General features: G+C 49.7%; 11 protein-coding genes and 1 pseudogene. 6 read left to right on the top strand and 6 right to left on the bottom strand.

Going from position 1 to position 15,651, the window contains the following annotated elements; translation table 11 throughout:
• On the top strand, positions 1-1,372 hold a 1,372-nt coding region (locus NZ772_02755; GenBank protein ID MCS6812479.1), incomplete at its 5' end, for an alpha-D-glucose phosphate-specific phosphoglucomutase.
• On the opposite strand, the gene NZ772_02750 is transcribed toward NZ772_02755, so the two are convergent.
• Positions 1,365-2,690: a tetratricopeptide repeat protein gene (locus NZ772_02750; GenBank protein ID MCS6812478.1), complete on the bottom strand. Its 1,326-nt coding sequence runs from the start codon at positions 2,688-2,690 to the stop codon at positions 1,365-1,367. The genes NZ772_02755 and NZ772_02750 overlap by 8 nt on opposite strands.
• A gap of 130 nt (positions 2,691-2,820) precedes the next feature.
• Positions 2,821-3,114, bottom strand: a complete 294-nt coding sequence (locus NZ772_02745) for a hypothetical protein (GenBank protein ID MCS6812477.1) — start codon at positions 3,112-3,114, stop codon at positions 2,821-2,823.
• Between the two features lie 162 nt (positions 3,115-3,276).
• On the opposite strand from NZ772_02745, the gene NZ772_02740 reads away from it, so the two are divergent.
• The 5 genes and pseudogenes from NZ772_02740 (at position 3,277) to NZ772_02720 (ending at position 9,926) form a co-directional block, all read left to right on the top strand.
• Complete coding sequence (locus tag NZ772_02740) at positions 3,277-7,098, top strand: NB-ARC domain-containing protein (GenBank protein ID MCS6812476.1); 3,822 nt, start codon at positions 3,277-3,279, stop codon at positions 7,096-7,098.
• A 301-nt stretch (positions 7,099-7,399) separates the two neighbouring features.
• A complete protein-coding gene (locus NZ772_02735; GenBank protein MCS6812475.1) occupies positions 7,400-8,620 on the top strand; it encodes a hypothetical protein in 1,221 nt (406 codons plus the stop codon).
• 120 nt (positions 8,621-8,740) lie between these two features.
• Positions 8,741-9,046 (top strand): nucleotidyltransferase domain-containing protein, encoded by a 306-nt coding sequence (locus NZ772_02730; protein ID MCS6812474.1) that lies wholly within the window; start codon positions 8,741-8,743, stop codon positions 9,044-9,046.
• A pseudogene (locus NZ772_02725) lies at positions 9,036-9,191 on the top strand (nucleotidyltransferase). The gene NZ772_02730 and the pseudogene NZ772_02725 overlap by 11 nt, the downstream one beginning before the upstream one ends.
• 207 nt (positions 9,192-9,398) lie before the next feature.
• Positions 9,399-9,926, top strand: coding sequence for a DUF2808 domain-containing protein (locus NZ772_02720; protein MCS6812473.1), 528 nt, complete (start codon positions 9,399-9,401; stop codon positions 9,924-9,926).
• A gap of 113 nt (positions 9,927-10,039) precedes the next feature.
• On the opposite strand, the gene pdeM is transcribed toward NZ772_02720, so the two are convergent.
• The 4 genes from pdeM to NZ772_02700 all read right to left on the bottom strand — a co-directional run.
• On the bottom strand, positions 10,040-10,726 hold the full coding sequence (gene pdeM, locus NZ772_02715; protein ID MCS6812472.1) for a ligase-associated DNA damage response endonuclease PdeM: 687 nt from the start codon (positions 10,724-10,726) through the stop codon (positions 10,040-10,042).
• A gap of 1 nt (position 10,727) precedes the next feature.
• Positions 10,728-11,318, bottom strand: a complete 591-nt coding sequence (locus NZ772_02710) for a hypothetical protein (protein ID MCS6812471.1) — start codon at positions 11,316-11,318, stop codon at positions 10,728-10,730.
• A gap of 259 nt (positions 11,319-11,577) precedes the next feature.
• On the bottom strand, positions 11,578-12,549 hold the full coding sequence (gene sds, locus NZ772_02705; GenBank protein MCS6812470.1) for a solanesyl diphosphate synthase: 972 nt from the start codon (positions 12,547-12,549) through the stop codon (positions 11,578-11,580).
• Positions 12,550-12,662: 113 nt separating this feature from the next.
• Positions 12,663-15,651 (bottom strand): ATP-binding protein (locus NZ772_02700; protein MCS6812469.1); only part of this gene is annotated, 2,989 nt, incomplete at its 5' end.

The raw sequence follows: 15,651 nt of genomic DNA, 5'->3' as shown, positions 1-15,651 counted from the left end.
TATTTTATCCACTCCGGCCGTATCTTGCCTAATTCGCAAGTATGGAGCCTTTGGAGGCATTATTCTGTCTGCTAGCCACAATCCAGGTGGCCCCAATGCTGATTTTGGTATTAAGTACAACATTAGCAATGGCGGCCCCGCACCGGAAAAGGTAACCAACGCTATCTATGCTCGGAGTCAGACGATCGACCATTACAAACTGCTAGAGGCAGCAGATGTGGATCTGGATCGGCTCGGAAAAACCCAGTTAGGATCCATGACGGTCGAAGTCATTGACTCAGTTATCGACTACGCTGCACTGATGGAGTCACTGTTTGATTTCGATCGCATTCGTGAGCTGTTGACAGGGGGCACCTTTCGCATGTGTATAGATTCACTTCATGCTGTAACAGGCCCCTATGCTCGCAAGTTGTTTGAACAACGCCTAGGTGCGCCAGCGGGCACAGTCTGCAATGGTGTTCCTCTAGAGGATTTTGGGGGTGGACATCCAGACCCTAACTTGGTTTACGCCCACGACTTAGTGGAGAAACTGTTTGGAGATGATGCCCCCGACTTTGGCGCAGCCTCCGATGGAGATGGCGATCGCAACATGATCTTGGGCCGTAAGTTCTTTGTTAATCCTAGTGACAGCTTAGCGGTATTGACGGCAAATGCGAACTTAGTGCCCGCCTATCGCAACGGTCTTGCTGGTGTAGCCCGATCAATGCCGACGAGCCAAGCGGCTGATCAGGTTGCTGCTCGGTTGGGGATTGACTGTTACGAAACCCCTACGGGCTGGAAGTTTTTCGGTAACTTGCTGGATGCAGGTCGGGCAACCCTCTGTGGCGAAGAAAGCTTTGGCACTGGTTCCAACCATGTGCGGGAAAAGGATGGCCTCTGGGCCGTATTGTTCTGGTTAAATATCCTGGCCGTGCGACGGCAATCAGTGGAACAGATTGTGCGAGAACACTGGCAAACCTATGGTCGCAATTACTATTCTCGTCATGACTACGAGGGCATAGATAGCGATCGTGCCCAAACGCTGGTTGCCAACTTGCGGCAAGCCCTGCCAACTTTGAAAGGGCAACAGTTTCGCCAATACCAGGTAGATTATGCTGATGACTTCAGCTATACGGATCCGATCGATGGCAGCATTAGCCACAACCAAGGCATCCGCATTGGGTTTACCGATGGCTCTCGCATTGTGTTTCGGCTATCTGGCACGGGCACCCAGGGGGCAACCCTGCGAGTCTATCTAGAAAGTTACGAGGCAAATCCTGCCAACCATGGCTTGGATCCCCAAGTGGCACTGAGAGACTTAATTGCCATTGCTGATCATATTGCCCAGATCCGGGCGCTCACCGGCATGGATAAGCCCACTGTCATTACCTAGCACAGTTTACAACTAACAACTGTCGAATATGGAGGCCCCTGGGATTGTGGGGTTGGAGGCGGAGGGCACGATCGCAACTGGCGATAGCGGCTTCCATACGATCTAGGTGAGCTAGGACTACGGCTCTTTCTAGCCATGCCTCAGGGCTATTGGGCTGAAAGCGAATGCTGTAGTTGTAGCTAACCAGCGCCTGGTCGTAGTCATCTAACTCTAGTAGGGCTTTGCCACGTAACCGCCAAACCAAGGCATCTTTAGGATAGTTGTGCAGTAGGTGGTTAAACCCAGAAACAGCAGCATGGTAGTGCCCCAGACAAAACAGAGCACTACTACGGGTGAACTGTGCTCCATAGTGGTTATCGCTGAGATGTAAGGTGCGATCGCAACTCGCGATCGCTTCCTCATAGCGTTTAAGGGTAAACAGCGCCATGCCTCGGCTAGCCCAAGCTACACAGAAGTCTGGGTTTAGGCAAATTGCTTGGTCGTAGCTGGCGATTGCCTCGTCAAACTGGTTCAGACGCTCTAACAACTGGCCACGCCGATGCCACAGGTCACAGCAGTCGGCATGGATGCCCTGACCTAGTTCCAAGGCTCGATCCAGACAGTCGATCGCCTCCTGCACATGCCCTAATGACTGGAGATAGTTGCCAAGGGCAATCCAACCCATGTAAGTCGGGCGTAAGATTAACATGCGGCGATAGCTAGCGATAGCTTCATCGTGTCGTCCTAGCAAATAAAGGCTGTCTGCACGGGCATACCACGCTTCATAACAACCCGGTTGCAGACGCAGCGCCTTATCCAGACTAGCAACAGCCTGCTCATAGCGCCCCAATACGAATAACGCTGAACCTCGCCGCTGCCAAGCGTAAGCATCCTTGACATCCAGTAACACAGCTTGGTCATAGTCAGCGATCGCTGCTTCATGGTCATCTAGCTGACATCGCGCAATGGCACGCTGTAGCCACGCAGGTTGATAAGTCGGATTCACGGTGATTGCCTCGTCAAACGACGCGATCGCCTCCTGATGTCGCCCTAGCTGCACCAAAGCCATCCCCCGGTGATACCAAACCTCTGCCAATGATGGTTTCAGCATCAGGGCACGTTCATAGCTGAGGATAGCCTCCTCATAGCGATAAAAAGCCATCAACAGATCACCACGCCGACTCCAAAGTTGATAATTATCTCGCCGCTTGATCAACACAGCATCCAAGGAGGCGATTTCATCCGAAAAGTACCGACGATCCCCATCGGGCACATTCCAAGCAGTAGCATCATGATTCCAAAACCTATCGCGGTGCTGACAATTATTAAACTCATGCATGGCTGTCAATGGTAGTTACTCAACTGTTCTGAGGTTGGTCATTTAGGAATCGGCAGGGGGCTAATTATTGGGGAAATGCTTGGCTAGTAGTCGCTCCAGTAAGCCAATAACTAACAACCGACCCTTCGCCCTAACGGCTAGCACTACTGGTGATTGTTGCTAAAGGTTGTGGCTCTTGAGGACTATCTGGTTCTAAGTCAGGTTGTCTTGCTATGATGCTGACCAACAGCAGCGCTAGGCAAACTCCTCCGAAGGTAGACAGAAACCCTAATCCGTTACTACCTTGAGATGGTGACATTTGCCCTTCTGACCTTGGTTGCACAAAGCGACGCTGGCAGGTGGCACAGAAGCTCTCATCACGACGATCGGGATGATCGACAATTTGGCAAACTCTCTGTCCATAGGCAGCAGTTGGGCATGACATCGGATACCTCCTGATTCGGCTGGGACGAAGAAGCTTTTCCAGCCTTCTAGGCAAATTCTCACCTGCGATCGCAGAGGTTCGCTAGACTCAGCTTATGATCACAACAGAGCTGATCTAAAACTGAATCTGGACAAATTGCAGTGATTATGCAGGGTAACTCTGATGACCCCAAGGCGGAGCAAAGTCGGTCTAAAAGCATCTCATGCAGGTTTACTCAAAATTCAAGAGCGGGTGCAACAGATTCGGTGGGAACGGGGTTGGATCCAAGATAGTGACCAGTGGCTCTATGCTGCTAGTCAAGTTCTAGACGCTACCTGGCATGAGGGTATGCCACCCGCTAATGGAGCTTCTATGCCTACCTGGAAGCGTTTCCTACGGGGTAAAGATTACATCAAGCCAGAGTCCTTCAAGGCATTTTGCACTGTGTTGGCCTTGAACTGGGAAGAGGTTGTGGAGCGCGATGCCCCCTACCAGCAACCTTCTGTTCCATCAGCATTGCCTCAACAGAGCTGGGGAGAAGCGCCAGACACTACCACAATCTACGGGCGCGACGAAGAGTTGGCAATGCTAACCCAGTGGATTGTAGGTGGGTTTGCGTCAGATCAGCCCCATCAGCGCTGTCGGTTAGTGATGGTATTGGGTATGGGTGGCATCGGCAAAACAACTGTAGCCACCCGCCTAGCGAGGATGTTGCAAGATCAGTTTGACCGAGTAATCTGGCGATCGTTGTTGAATGCACCACCCTTGACAGACCTGCTGGATGATCTATTGCGATTTTTGACCAATGAACCCGATCGTCAAAACGATTTAGCTCATTTATTAGATTGTCTGCGCAGTCATCGCTGTCTGTTAGTGCTAGACAACGCTGAATCCATTTTGCAGAGTGGTAGTCATGCTGGCAGCTACCGTCCAGGGTATGAGGGATATGGTGACCTATTGCGCAGCGTTGGCGAGTCAGTCCATCAAAGCTGCATGATTCTTACTAGTCGAGAAAAACCTAATAACTTGGTGATTCTAGAAGGAGAGCAACCTGTGCGATCGTTGCAGCTTGCTGGACTTCCAGAGACAATAGGGCGGCAGATCTTGACCGCTATGGATCTAAAGGGCACCGCTGACGAACAACGGAAACTTGTAGAGCGCTACAGTGGCAACCCTCAAGCCCTAAAGCTGGTAGCAGCTTACATCCGAGAGCTATGTAATGGGCATATTGGGGAATTTTTGCGTCAAGGGGTTACCTTTTTCAGTAGCATTCGCACCCCCTTAGACCAGCAATTTAATCGGCTATCACCCCTAGAACAGGCCATCATGTATTGGCTGGCCATCAACCGCGAGCCAATGTCTGTGAGTGAGCTGATAGAGGATATTATCCCCACAGAGTCACCTGCGGTACTGCTAGAGGCGCTGGGATCACTCGTGCATCGCTGTCTAATTGAAGAAGTCACGGCCTTAGGGCAGCGATCAGCCCTGACAGAACCACCGTCAGCAGCCTTTACTCAACAGCCAGTGGTGATGGAATACATGACCGATCGCCTAATTGACCAAGTTGTCGCTGAAATTTTAGAGTGTGTTAACCGAGCATCCTCAATCCCTGATTCCCATAGCAAACCTGTCAATGACAGTCACCAAAGGCTACAGATTTTTCATACCTATGCCCTGATCAAAGCTCAAGCCAAGGATTATGTGCGTGATAGCCAAGTGCGGCTAATCCTCAAACCGATCGCCACTCGCCTGCAACAATTTTTTGGCACCCATGATGCCCTACTAGCTGCAATCACTCAATTGCTAGCCTATGTTCGCCATCACCAACCCACAGGCTATGGTGGAGGTAATGTATTAAACCTATGCCGTTACCTACGCATTGACTTGACTGGCTATGACTTTTCACACCTAACAATTCGGCAGGCATATTTACCAGATGTCAACCTCCATAACGTCAATTTTTCCCATGCCCATATCCTGCAATCTGTATTTGCCCAGAACCTAGGTGGTTTTTTGACCGTGCTGGTTAGCCCAGATGGCCAATGGCTAGCAACTGGAGACAACAACGGTGAAGTATTGTTATGGAACCTCGCCAATGGTACTCAACGTTTTGCCTTCCGGGAGCACACTGCCTGGGTCAATGCCCTTGCCTTTAGTCCCGATAGTCGCCTGTTAGCAACAGGTGGGGATGATGAAATAATTCGCCTGTGGGATGTAGAAACTGGCCAATGTCTGCAAACATTACAGGGGCATGGAGGATCAATCCATGCCTTAGCCTTTTGTCTGGTACCACCGCCATCACTGTCGTCTAAATGGGGCAGCATCTTAGCCAGTGGTGGCGATGATCAGACCATTTGTCTGTGGGAGGTAAGCACAGGAACCTGTTTGAACCAGTGGCACGGCCATGACGATCGCATTATTTCCCTGGCCTTTAGCCCAGACGGTCAATATCTTGTCAGTGGGGATCTGCGCCACATCAAACTTTGGGACGTAGCGACAGGCCTCTGTCACCAAACGTTGGATGCCACAACCAATCGCAATTGGGCCTTTTCCTTTCCCGATTGGCTTAAAGCCTCTTCATTAATCTTGGCGGCTGGCAGCGACGATCGTGCCATCACACTTTGGAATGTCAACCAAGGACGATTGCGAGAAGTGCTCAGTGGACATACCGATACCGTGCAGACAGTCACCTTTAGCCAAGACGGCACGCTGCTAGCCAGTAGTAGCGCTGATCACACCATTAAACTGTGGGACATGACCAACGGGGAATGCCTACAAACCTTTGGTGAAAAAAACCATGGGGTTTGGTCACTCAGTTTTGGGCCATTATCCTCCACCAACCTGACCTTAGGTAGCAATGATGGCGTAATTGTCAGTGGGGGTGATGATCAAATGGTGAAACTATGGGATGTAGCGTCTGGTAAGTGTCTACGGACTATGCAAGGACACATGCGCCGAGTTTGGTCTTTTGCCCTCAGTCATGATCACCAGACGTTAGCAACTGGTAGCGACGATCGCAAAGTACGTCTCTGGGATGTGGCCACTGGTCAATGTCTAGGTACGCTAACAGGTCATACCGATTGGGTGTGGGCCGTTGCCTTTGGTTTCAACGATCGACTGCTAGCCAGTGGCAGCGATGACAATACCATTCGGCTGTGGGATGTAAGCACCGGCCAGTGTTTGCAAACATTACGGGGCCATAGCGATCGGATTCACACGGTCGCATTTCGTCCCGTTTTAGAGCCTGCTGCTCAAGTTGATGCTGACATTGCCTGGGGATGGCAACCCTACCTACTGGCCAGTGGTAGCAGCGACCAAACTATACGCCTGTGGAATTTTATGACCGGTGAGTGCTTGAACGTATTGCAGGGACACACAAACCGGATTTGGTCATTGGCCTTTAATCCAACTGGCGATCGCATAGCTAGCGGTAGCTACGACAGCACAGTCCGCCTATGGGATGTCACCACAGGAGAATGTTTACAAGTACTACGCGGTCACAGCGATCGAGTCCATACCATTGCCTTTTGCCCCGTATTGACCTCACCGCTAGTTGCCGGAGAATTACTGGCTAGTGCTGGCGACGATCAAGTGATTAAGGTATGGAATGTAGCCACAGGGGAATGTATACAGCTTTTGCAAGGTCACACCCAGCGGGTTTGCTCCTTGGCATTTAGTCCCGATGGCTCACAACTAGTCACAGGTAGCGATGACCACACCATTTGCCTGTGGGATTTGGTTAGCGGCAGTCGTGTTAAGGTCTTGCAGGGCCACACAAACCGAGTTTGGTTTACTCGCTTAATTGCCAATGGGCAGCGCCTTATCAGTGGCAGCCACGATGGAACCGTAAAACTCTGGGCTGTCAATCTGGATAAATGTTATAAAACCCTAGGCCCTGGAAAACCCTACGAAGGCATGAACATCTACAACACTACGGGCTTAACCTCAGCTCAACGCTCTACCTTACGCAGTCTAGGGGCAACGGAAACTATGAGAATTGCTTGAGAGGAGGTGGAATCACACTATATCTGTGACCAGAGTCACATATCCCCTACTAGGAGGATGGGATAGTTGAAGCCATGGTAGACAGTTGAAAATACTGATCCATGTAACCGTATTAATACGGTTTTCTCATGTAACCTATTCTGTACAAACGGTTCACTAGCTCACACTGATCGTTAATGTCGTTCTAGCATCGTCATCGCGATCGGGTGCATTCTATCTAGAGGCTACCACAATGGAACGCCAGCATTCTAACTCCACTAGCAGGCCAGATGACCTACTCTACAATCACCTGATCCATTGGGTGAAATCAGAGTCGCCTGAGGAAATGTTAGAGCGCTTTCAGAACCTGTTCACCGATAGTGTTAATTACCCCGACCCTCACATTCGGACAGCGTTACATCAGTTAGCTGTTAGTGAATTTGCTGACGATCGCTTTCGGTTGGTGTTTAACCGTTGCTGCTACATTCTGATCAACAACTGGAGGCAACCGAATCTGCAATGGGCTGTGCAGGAATTGCTGGCAATCCTTGCTGATTTTTCCTCAGAGTCCTATGGAACCTCTGCCCATCGATTACATAAGTTACTCTGTCAGTTCACTCAAAGCGAGGAATATGGGCGGTTGCAGCAGCTAGCCCAAGGCTCTTCACGGGGAGAGCGGGTGGGTATGCGCTTCTCCGTTCCGGCTACGGAGCCTAACTTGTTGACTATACATTATATTCAAAGTGGGTTTGATGAAACCAGCGAATCAGAAGCATCTCAGCCCTTAAGGACTTTGGTACATCGCTATCCGTTCCTATATGACCATTGCCTAGCGAATCGGTGCAGAACGATCGAAGAACGAGATGTTGTTCATAGGCAAAAACTTGATACACAACGGACACTAGCCTCGAACTTGAGGGACTTTTATCATGTGTACATCGTGAATTCCCATAGACAGGGTTCTGCCCATAACCCCACTAGTCTAGACGACGAAGAGTTGCGTAGGTCGTTACTTCACTTTACAGGCAAAGTACACCACGGTCTTACCTATCGACAGGCTGCCTGCGACTTCTTAAAGCGTTGTGAAACGGCTCCAGATTTCCGGGAGTTTAAGGCTGACTTTTACGATTATCTGAAGGTAGCCGTGGAACCATACGGCAACGGACGATTCCATGAAAAGCTCCGGGATTGTATTCATCGCAGTTGTGCACAACACAATACCCATAGCTTTAGTCGGTTTTTGCCAGATGTTTGTCAGGATGTGCTGAAGTTTCTAGTGTTCGATAAAAATAACCTGCAAGGATCGATCGTCACGTTTACGGACGTGTTCAACAACAGTGGAGCGACTTCATTAGTGGGCCTGCTGTTGAAAATCGCACTGCTGTGCAAACAGGCCAAGGAATTTCTGGAGCGTCAGATTGCTTATCTTTTTAACCATCACAAAACTAGCCCCCGAAAAGATGTTAAGTGGCTAGAGCAGTCCCTTGATCATCTGAATGTTGCATTTTGTACCCACTATTATTCGTCAGATTTCCTAACTTGAGTTAGATTCAGAGACACCCTCTAGCCCTCGCCTTAGGCTTCCTATCTAAAAAACTGATTGGTTAGGACAACTTGATAGCTGTTAAGGCTCGTAGTGAGGACTTAAGTCCTCGCTACCAACATCCTCACTAGATTATGTATTGCTATTCATCAGAGCACACTGAAGAGCTTTGGTGTGAAGTCTCTGATGCTCTTTGGCTCAGTGGCCAGAGATGAGGCGCAAACAAACAGCAATGTTGATGAGTGCATCCACTTGTGTAGCCCTCACCCTAAATCCCTCTCCCAAGCAGGGAGAGGGACTTCCAATCTGGCTCTCCCAACCCCTCGTTCGCGGGGGGCCAAGGGGGCAAGGAGAAGGGGCTGGGGGATGAGGGATTATTTGCGTAAGTGGGATGTACCCGATGTTAATCCTGTGAGTAGAGTTTGACCATCCGGTTGGATTGTTCACCTTTGTACGCTTGAAACGATACCTAGAGGAGATTTTAGGGAGTTTAGTTGATCTGGGTACACCTGACTCCCTCAAACCTTATCTGCAATCATCCGTCTTGCGGGAGGCAGTTCGTGCCTTCTAGAGATTGGCGAAATCGATAATTTTGTGGCTATGACCGTGATGATTACTGGCTTGACTCCAAGTCATACCGTTGAGGGCAATTACTGTAAGCTCCACCTATGTAGATACGATCTTCGTTTACCTAGAGTTCTAGCTTTTAGAATCGAGAAGGCTAATATTACCAGGGGAGACAGTTATGGGTAGACGAACAAGATTAATAGGGCTAGGAATGATCGCACTTACAGCCACTTGGTTAATGTGCAGCCAGTTAGTGTTGCTTGCTCAGGCTACAAAACCATCGCGATTGATCAATGCTTGGACTAGCCAAAGTTCAATTCGGGCTTGGTCAGCGACCTATTACTTCACCATAGAGGTGGGCACAAACACTCGAAACCCTGTGACCAAGGTGGTTCTGAACCAATACGACGGGCTGGATACAATCAAGTTTTATGTGCAGCAAAGTGAAGTATTTGCTGGCGATCGCAGCAACCCCGGTGCTCGCCTACCCCTCCAGAGCGTAGTTGCTGATCCGCAAACCCGTACTGTTACGATTCAATTTGAGCAGCCTGTGCCTCCTGGTCAGCGCTTCACGATTGCATTAAACCCCACAGAAAACCCAGATACTGCTGGCATTTACCAGTTTGGCATTACTATTTTCTCTCAACCAGAACAGCAGCGGGGTTTGTTCTTGGGCTTTGGTCGCCTTCATTTCTATGATGGTGGCGGTTCTGATCTTCTACTGCGGTGGCGGCGGTAAGGCTGGGCAGGACACCGTTGGCAGAGTCGGGATTGAGCAACTATTAGACTATCAGTGAGTTGCCTAATGGCTACTGGTGTCTGGGTTTGTAACACCAACAGCCGCTTGAATAGCTAGCCTTGCCCTAACCTATACCTATGGCGATGAACCTGAGATGTAATTTCCACAACCTGATAGTCAGCAACGACATAGGCAACATCCTTGCTAGCGAGGGAAATCTCGTAGCCGCCTGTAAACTCACCAAAGGCAGGGAGGGCTAGAACATTCCGGCAGCGATCAAAGTGGAAGCAAGGCAGACGCAGGCTATCTGTGCCAGTCTTAAGCCGCAGGCAAGGATGGATGTGTCCACACAGGTTGAGATAGCTAGGACTAGGATGGGGATCGTGGCTAAGGAGTAAGGAGTCTAGTCGCCAGTCACCCAGATGATAGGTGATAGGCAAGGAAGCCAGTGCCTTGACTAGGGGACGATCGTGGTTGCCTACAATCAAGATTACGTCGATGGCGATTGCTTGCAGAAATGCTGACCAAGCTGCCATAACTCCAGTATTAAGGGCAGCACGAGAGTGAAACAAATCCCCCAAAATTATCAACTGCTCTACTGGATGAGTCATACACAGTGCCCGTAGGCGATCAAGAGTCTGATCGTTGACATCACTAGGAATGGGAATTCCTCTGGCTTGAAAGGCTTCAGATTTGCCCAGATGCACATCAGCCACTAGCAAGGTACGGAATTGTTCTAGATAGATCGCTTTTTCTGGCAACAGATGCAGGCTAGTGCCCTTGTGGGTAATTATCGTCATCCTAGGGTAAATATTGGAACTCTCGGCGCATAATATCTTCTGCTTTAGCGATCGTTGCCACACGGCGTCGAGTCAAGATCCGGCTGATTTCGTCATCTAATACATAACCACGCTCTTCCGTCAAATACACCAACACCACTGGGAATGGAGGCGAGGTGCCTGGGCCACTTGGGCCAGCCGTGTAGTCGGCAATCAACACAATATCGCTGTCACCGCCATCGAAGTTGAGTTCCATAAACCCCACCGCCTTGACCTCAAGAAGAGTCCACGATTGCGCCCAAGTCGGTTGGGGAAAGGTGTAAACAATTCGATTATTGCTCACTAAGTGCAGTGCAAGCTTAGGAGCACCGCGAGACAAATCCAGCACTGACACAAATAGACAGGAACCAAATGTAGGCACATTGACCCGAAAGGTATGCTCCATAATCACCTTTCTGCCTGGTGAACGGGCAATCAGTTGCTGCAATTGACGGGCTTCAGCAGCAGTGAGCTTGCGAGGACGCGCAGGCATGGTCGGTGGCTGTTGAGTAACGATCGTCGAGCTAACTGGCTGCCAGAATTGTCCACGGTGAGACGACGCAACTGGCAACATAACTGGATCTCTAGTGAGATCAAGTAATGCAGGTCTAGCAATCCTTGAATTTGACTGATACCCTGGTAAGGAGTGGGAACTAGATGCAGCCGCAACAACGATCGTACTAGCTAAAGCTAGTGCCCCTAGTCTATGCTGAATCCCACGCTGAACCAGTAATGGCATGTGAACCATTGGGATCGACCTCTACGCAACACTACATTGCCCACCATACCATCTTGGCCACAAGGCCATTGAAATCACATCATTGCCTGCTAAGTTATCGGATCCGACTAACGACATAATCTACCAAGTCAATCAAGGCTTGGCGTGACTCAGATGGTGCCAACTCGCTGACATGTTGAATCGCAGCTCGTGCCTGTTGACTCGCCAACTCACGAGAGCGAGCAATGCCTTGGCTATCTTTCACAAGGGCGATCGCCTGTTCCAGATCGCCTGGTTGGGCAAATTCTCGCTCTATCAAAGACTCTAGGTAAGGTTTCTCTTCAAGGGCATACAGCACCGGTGCTGTCAGGTTGCCGCTCTTTAGGTCAGACCCCGCTGGTTTCCCCAATACATCTGCGGATCCAGTGAAATCTAGAATATCGTCAACAATCTGAAATGCTAACCCTACATGACGACCATACCAATAGAGATGATCGGCTAGTTCCGGCGACACACCGCTCAGCACTGCTGCTGCCTTGCTGCTGTTGGCAATGAGTGAAGCGGTTTTATAGTAACTCTTTTCTAGATAAGCCTCGATTGAAAGCGTTGTATCAAAACAGCTTAACCCCTGTTGAATTTCACCTTCTGCCAAATCCATAATCACTTCTGACAGCAGCTTCACTACAGTTAAATTATCTAGATTTGCCAGATACCAAGACGACTGGGCAAACAGATAATCTCCAGCCAACACTGCCACCCGGTTACTAAAGCTATTGTGTACTGTAGGAATGCCGCGCCGCATATCTGACTCATCCAACACGTCATCGTGCACCAAGCTAGCAGTGTGGATCATCTCGGTGATTTCTGCTAACCGACGGTGCTTGAAACTAATGTCACTCCCTGGCATAGTGGCACGAGACACTAGTAAGACGATCGCTGGACGAACACGCTTACCTTCAGCACTGAAGAGATGTTCAGCCGCTGCATACAGAATTGGATGGCGGGCACCAACAAGTTGCCTGAGGTTATTCGTCAGCGTTAATAAATCAGCTTCAACAGGAGCAAAGAGGGAGAGCGTTGAGGTCATAAATGCAGCGCAAGGGGGTAAAGGGATCTGGCATTAAGTTATTTTAAGCAATATGTCTTTATTCTAAGACAAGCAACTGGGATGTGAACGTCAATCACCCAGGCAAAAATCATTTACTGCTTGAGAATCCCATGAATAATCTCTAGTAACTGGGCTATGGATGTTGTACCCGGTATCACTTGAGTTGAAATTGATTGCAATTGCTCTAGCAACGACTCTGGTAATGGCGATCGATGACTCCGCGAGGATGAAGAGAGTGAACCAGCTTGGTGGGACTCAAATCCGTGGCAATAGTCCAGCACTAAAATTGGAGGCAAGTGGTCATATTTACACAGCTCTGTCAACGCATTCTCTAGTGGAATTGTGGCATCGGAGCAGTCTAGAGTATCGGCTCCGTGGAGGTAGAACAGCATTACATCCACATTTTGGTAGTGGATATGATGTAACACTTCTGCCCATGACTGGCCTATTAGACCTCTAAGTCCTGCTGTTTGCAAATATCGGGCCAGGGTTCGCAGCCAGTCACCGGAAAACTTAGTGGTTACCCCAGGTATAAATTTTGACCAAGGCTGAGATTGAACGAATTGCCGACCAAGGCGACTGCACAGAGCCAAATCCGTAAGGTGCAAAATATCCACTAGGAGTATGCAAGGAACCCAGTCCATGCCAGCAGCAGCCTGAATTACTTGCAGCAGTGTCGAAACCTCTGGCTGCCCTGGTACGGTACTGAGGGCTGTAGTTGGTGAAGCTAAGCAAGGAAAAATGGTCAACCTACTGATTTGATTGGCAACTTCAGTGACTGCCGGTGTTAGAGTGACGATCGGCAGTGATGCTAAGTAGTCATATTGGCTAAGTTGCTGGACATTAGCCCTAGGATCTGGTGAATTGTCACTCAATAACACTACATCTGGCTTCCAGACCCTTGCTAGGAGATCGGCCTGTTCTAGATCATCCACTTCTAAGAGGCGATGATGATGGGTCTGCAACAGTTGCGTAATTTCTAACAATGACGCAGAACCCGATGGATCAGGCTTAGATGCGGCTGGTGGCTGCTCCTGCTGACTCTCGGATATTACCTGCTGATTGTTAGTTAAATTTAACACCATAACCGTCAAACTCTGGGCAATGTTAGATGGTGCGGGTGGGTTTGACGGTTCAGTGACCCAACTTGCCAGGGAAGTTAAGACATACTGGAGTTGTTCATCTTGAACGGGTATGACTAAGAACTCATCAGCTTGGTTGCGAAAAGCACGTGTCCTTTCCGCAAGGGTTCCCATGACAACAACAGGAATTTCCTTCGTATCGGCATAGGATTTTAGTAATGTCAACACATCCCATCCCGATAATAACGGCAACAGTGGGTTCAGAAATATTACACAGGGCTGTAGTCGTCGCGCTTTCTCTAAGGCTTCAGTCCCAGAGCGGGCGATCGCCACTCGGTAACCTAAACTCATGATGTGATAGGTCAAATCTTCAATCACATTAGCGGCTGACTCTACCAACAACACTAACCGATTGCTCAGCCTACCCGGTGTTGGCAGAGACATGAACCACTGGGAAGAGGTTAATTCACTTTGGTGGTATCTATATTGCCCATCTTCTGTCTCTGGTGCAGGGCTATATCCTGAGCGGGGCGGTGCAGGTGGCAGCAGCAGAGTAAACTCACTGCCTTCCCCCTCTTTTGAGATAAACGTGACATCTCCACCGTGCAACCGTGCTAGTCGTTGTGTTAGTACCAAGCCTAGGCCTGTGCCTTCAAAGCGGCGAGTCAAGGGGCTTTCTAGTTGTTGAAACTTCTGGAAGATTAAGTGTTGCTTGTCTGCCGGAATACCAATGCCTGTATCCCATACGGTGAAGGCAATCCAGCCTTCCCATCGACTAACAGTCAACCCAAACGGCTGCTGCCCTTCAGTGAACTTGATGGCATTGGACAATAGGTGCACTAACATTTGACGTAAACGCAGGGCATCGGCGACGATATAATCCAGCCCTGGTTCAATATCAAGTGTAAAGTGTGACTCAATATCTGGTGGAGTAGCTGACGCAGCTTGACTAGACGCATCTTGAGATCGATCTAGGTTTGATTCCAGCGTATTATGCTGAGCCTTGGCTTGGTGATAGGCAGTATCACAAATTGTATAAATATTAACTGGTTCCAGGACTAGTTCTAGCTGGCCAGTTTCCATGCGCGTGAGGTCTAGCATATCGTTGACGATCGACACCAAATGGCGACCGCTCTGATGAATTAGTTGCACATAGCGAAGCTGGCGATCGTTCAGTTCGCCCATAACTGCTTCCTTCAACAGGCTAGACAGACCAAGAATAGCGGTGAGGGGCGTTTTCAACTCATGGCTAATACAGGCCAAAAACTCATCCTTGAGTCGATTCAGTTGCGTTAGGTCAGCGTTGCGAGCGGCTAACTCCGTTGTCACTCGGTGCTGCTCAGTGCGGTCTTGCGCCAGTAGCAGCCACACAGTCTCACTGACTACAGAAGATGCCTCACAGCTTGGATTAGCTTCATGCTCATTTCCCAACGTTCCTAATCGAAACGGCGGCATGAACGGCAGTGACGACGGTGATGTGGCTACCGAATGCAGGCTATTCTGCATCGGCGGAGCAATTTGGATGGGAATTTTAGTAAACTGCCACACCTTTTCCCGTCCATCGCGCATGGGGCAAAGACAAATACAGGTATTAGCATCTGCTCCACGTTGGCATTGCCCATAGTCATTCGCTTCCATAGGGTTATCTGGGGCTTGACCTTCTGGGCGGGCAGTCCTGAGAGCCGCTAGTTCTGCGGGTTCTACCTCCAAAAGCGATGCGGCTGCCTGCTGAATCAACAGCGGATTTTGCAGTTCCGACAGTTGTTGATGCCAAGCTGCGTTGCGAACTAGAACTTGCCCTGTACTGGTTTGCACCATCATGGGTAGCGGAACTTGGTCAACTAACGCAATCAGCGCTTGGAGAATAACTTGTGGTGGCGATGCCGACATCGACAACGCTGAGGCCGTTAGCCCTGGTACAAACAGCTTCGGCGCTAGAGGACGGTCAGGTGGCGGTAGTGTGCTCAAGGGTTTGCCTGTTAATGGCTGTAGCCACTGC

The organism is Cyanobacteriota bacterium (genome assembly GCA_025054735.1).
In the GTDB taxonomy this organism is placed as follows: Bacteria; Cyanobacteriota; Cyanobacteriia; order SKYG9; family SKYG9; genus SKYG9.
The sequence above is the reverse complement of the archived record's forward strand: the minus strand, read 5'-3'. Positions and strand labels throughout refer to the sequence as shown.

What these genes read in the sequence shown, in the direction of transcription:
- NZ772_02750 (MCS6812478.1), bottom strand. Translation starts at nt 2,690, where the DNA reads ATGCATGAGTTTAATAATTGTCAGCACCGCGATAGGTTTTGGAATCAT.
- NZ772_02745 (MCS6812477.1), bottom strand. Translation starts at nt 3,114, where the DNA reads ATGTCATGCCCAACTGCTGCCTATGGACAGAGAGTTTGCCAAATTGTC.
- NZ772_02740 (MCS6812476.1), top strand. Translation starts at nt 3,277, where the DNA reads ATGACCCCAAGGCGGAGCAAAGTCGGTCTAAAAGCATCTCATGCAGGT.
- NZ772_02720 (MCS6812473.1), top strand. Translation starts at nt 9,399, where the DNA reads ATGATCGCACTTACAGCCACTTGGTTAATGTGCAGCCAGTTAGTGTTG.
- pdeM (MCS6812472.1), bottom strand. Translation starts at nt 10,726, where the DNA reads ATGACGATAATTACCCACAAGGGCACTAGCCTGCATCTGTTGCCAGAA.
- NZ772_02710 (MCS6812471.1), bottom strand. Translation starts at nt 11,318, where the DNA reads ATGTTGCCAGTTGCGTCGTCTCACCGTGGACAATTCTGGCAGCCAGTT.
- sds (MCS6812470.1), bottom strand. Translation starts at nt 12,549, where the DNA reads ATGACCTCAACGCTCTCCCTCTTTGCTCCTGTTGAAGCTGATTTATTA.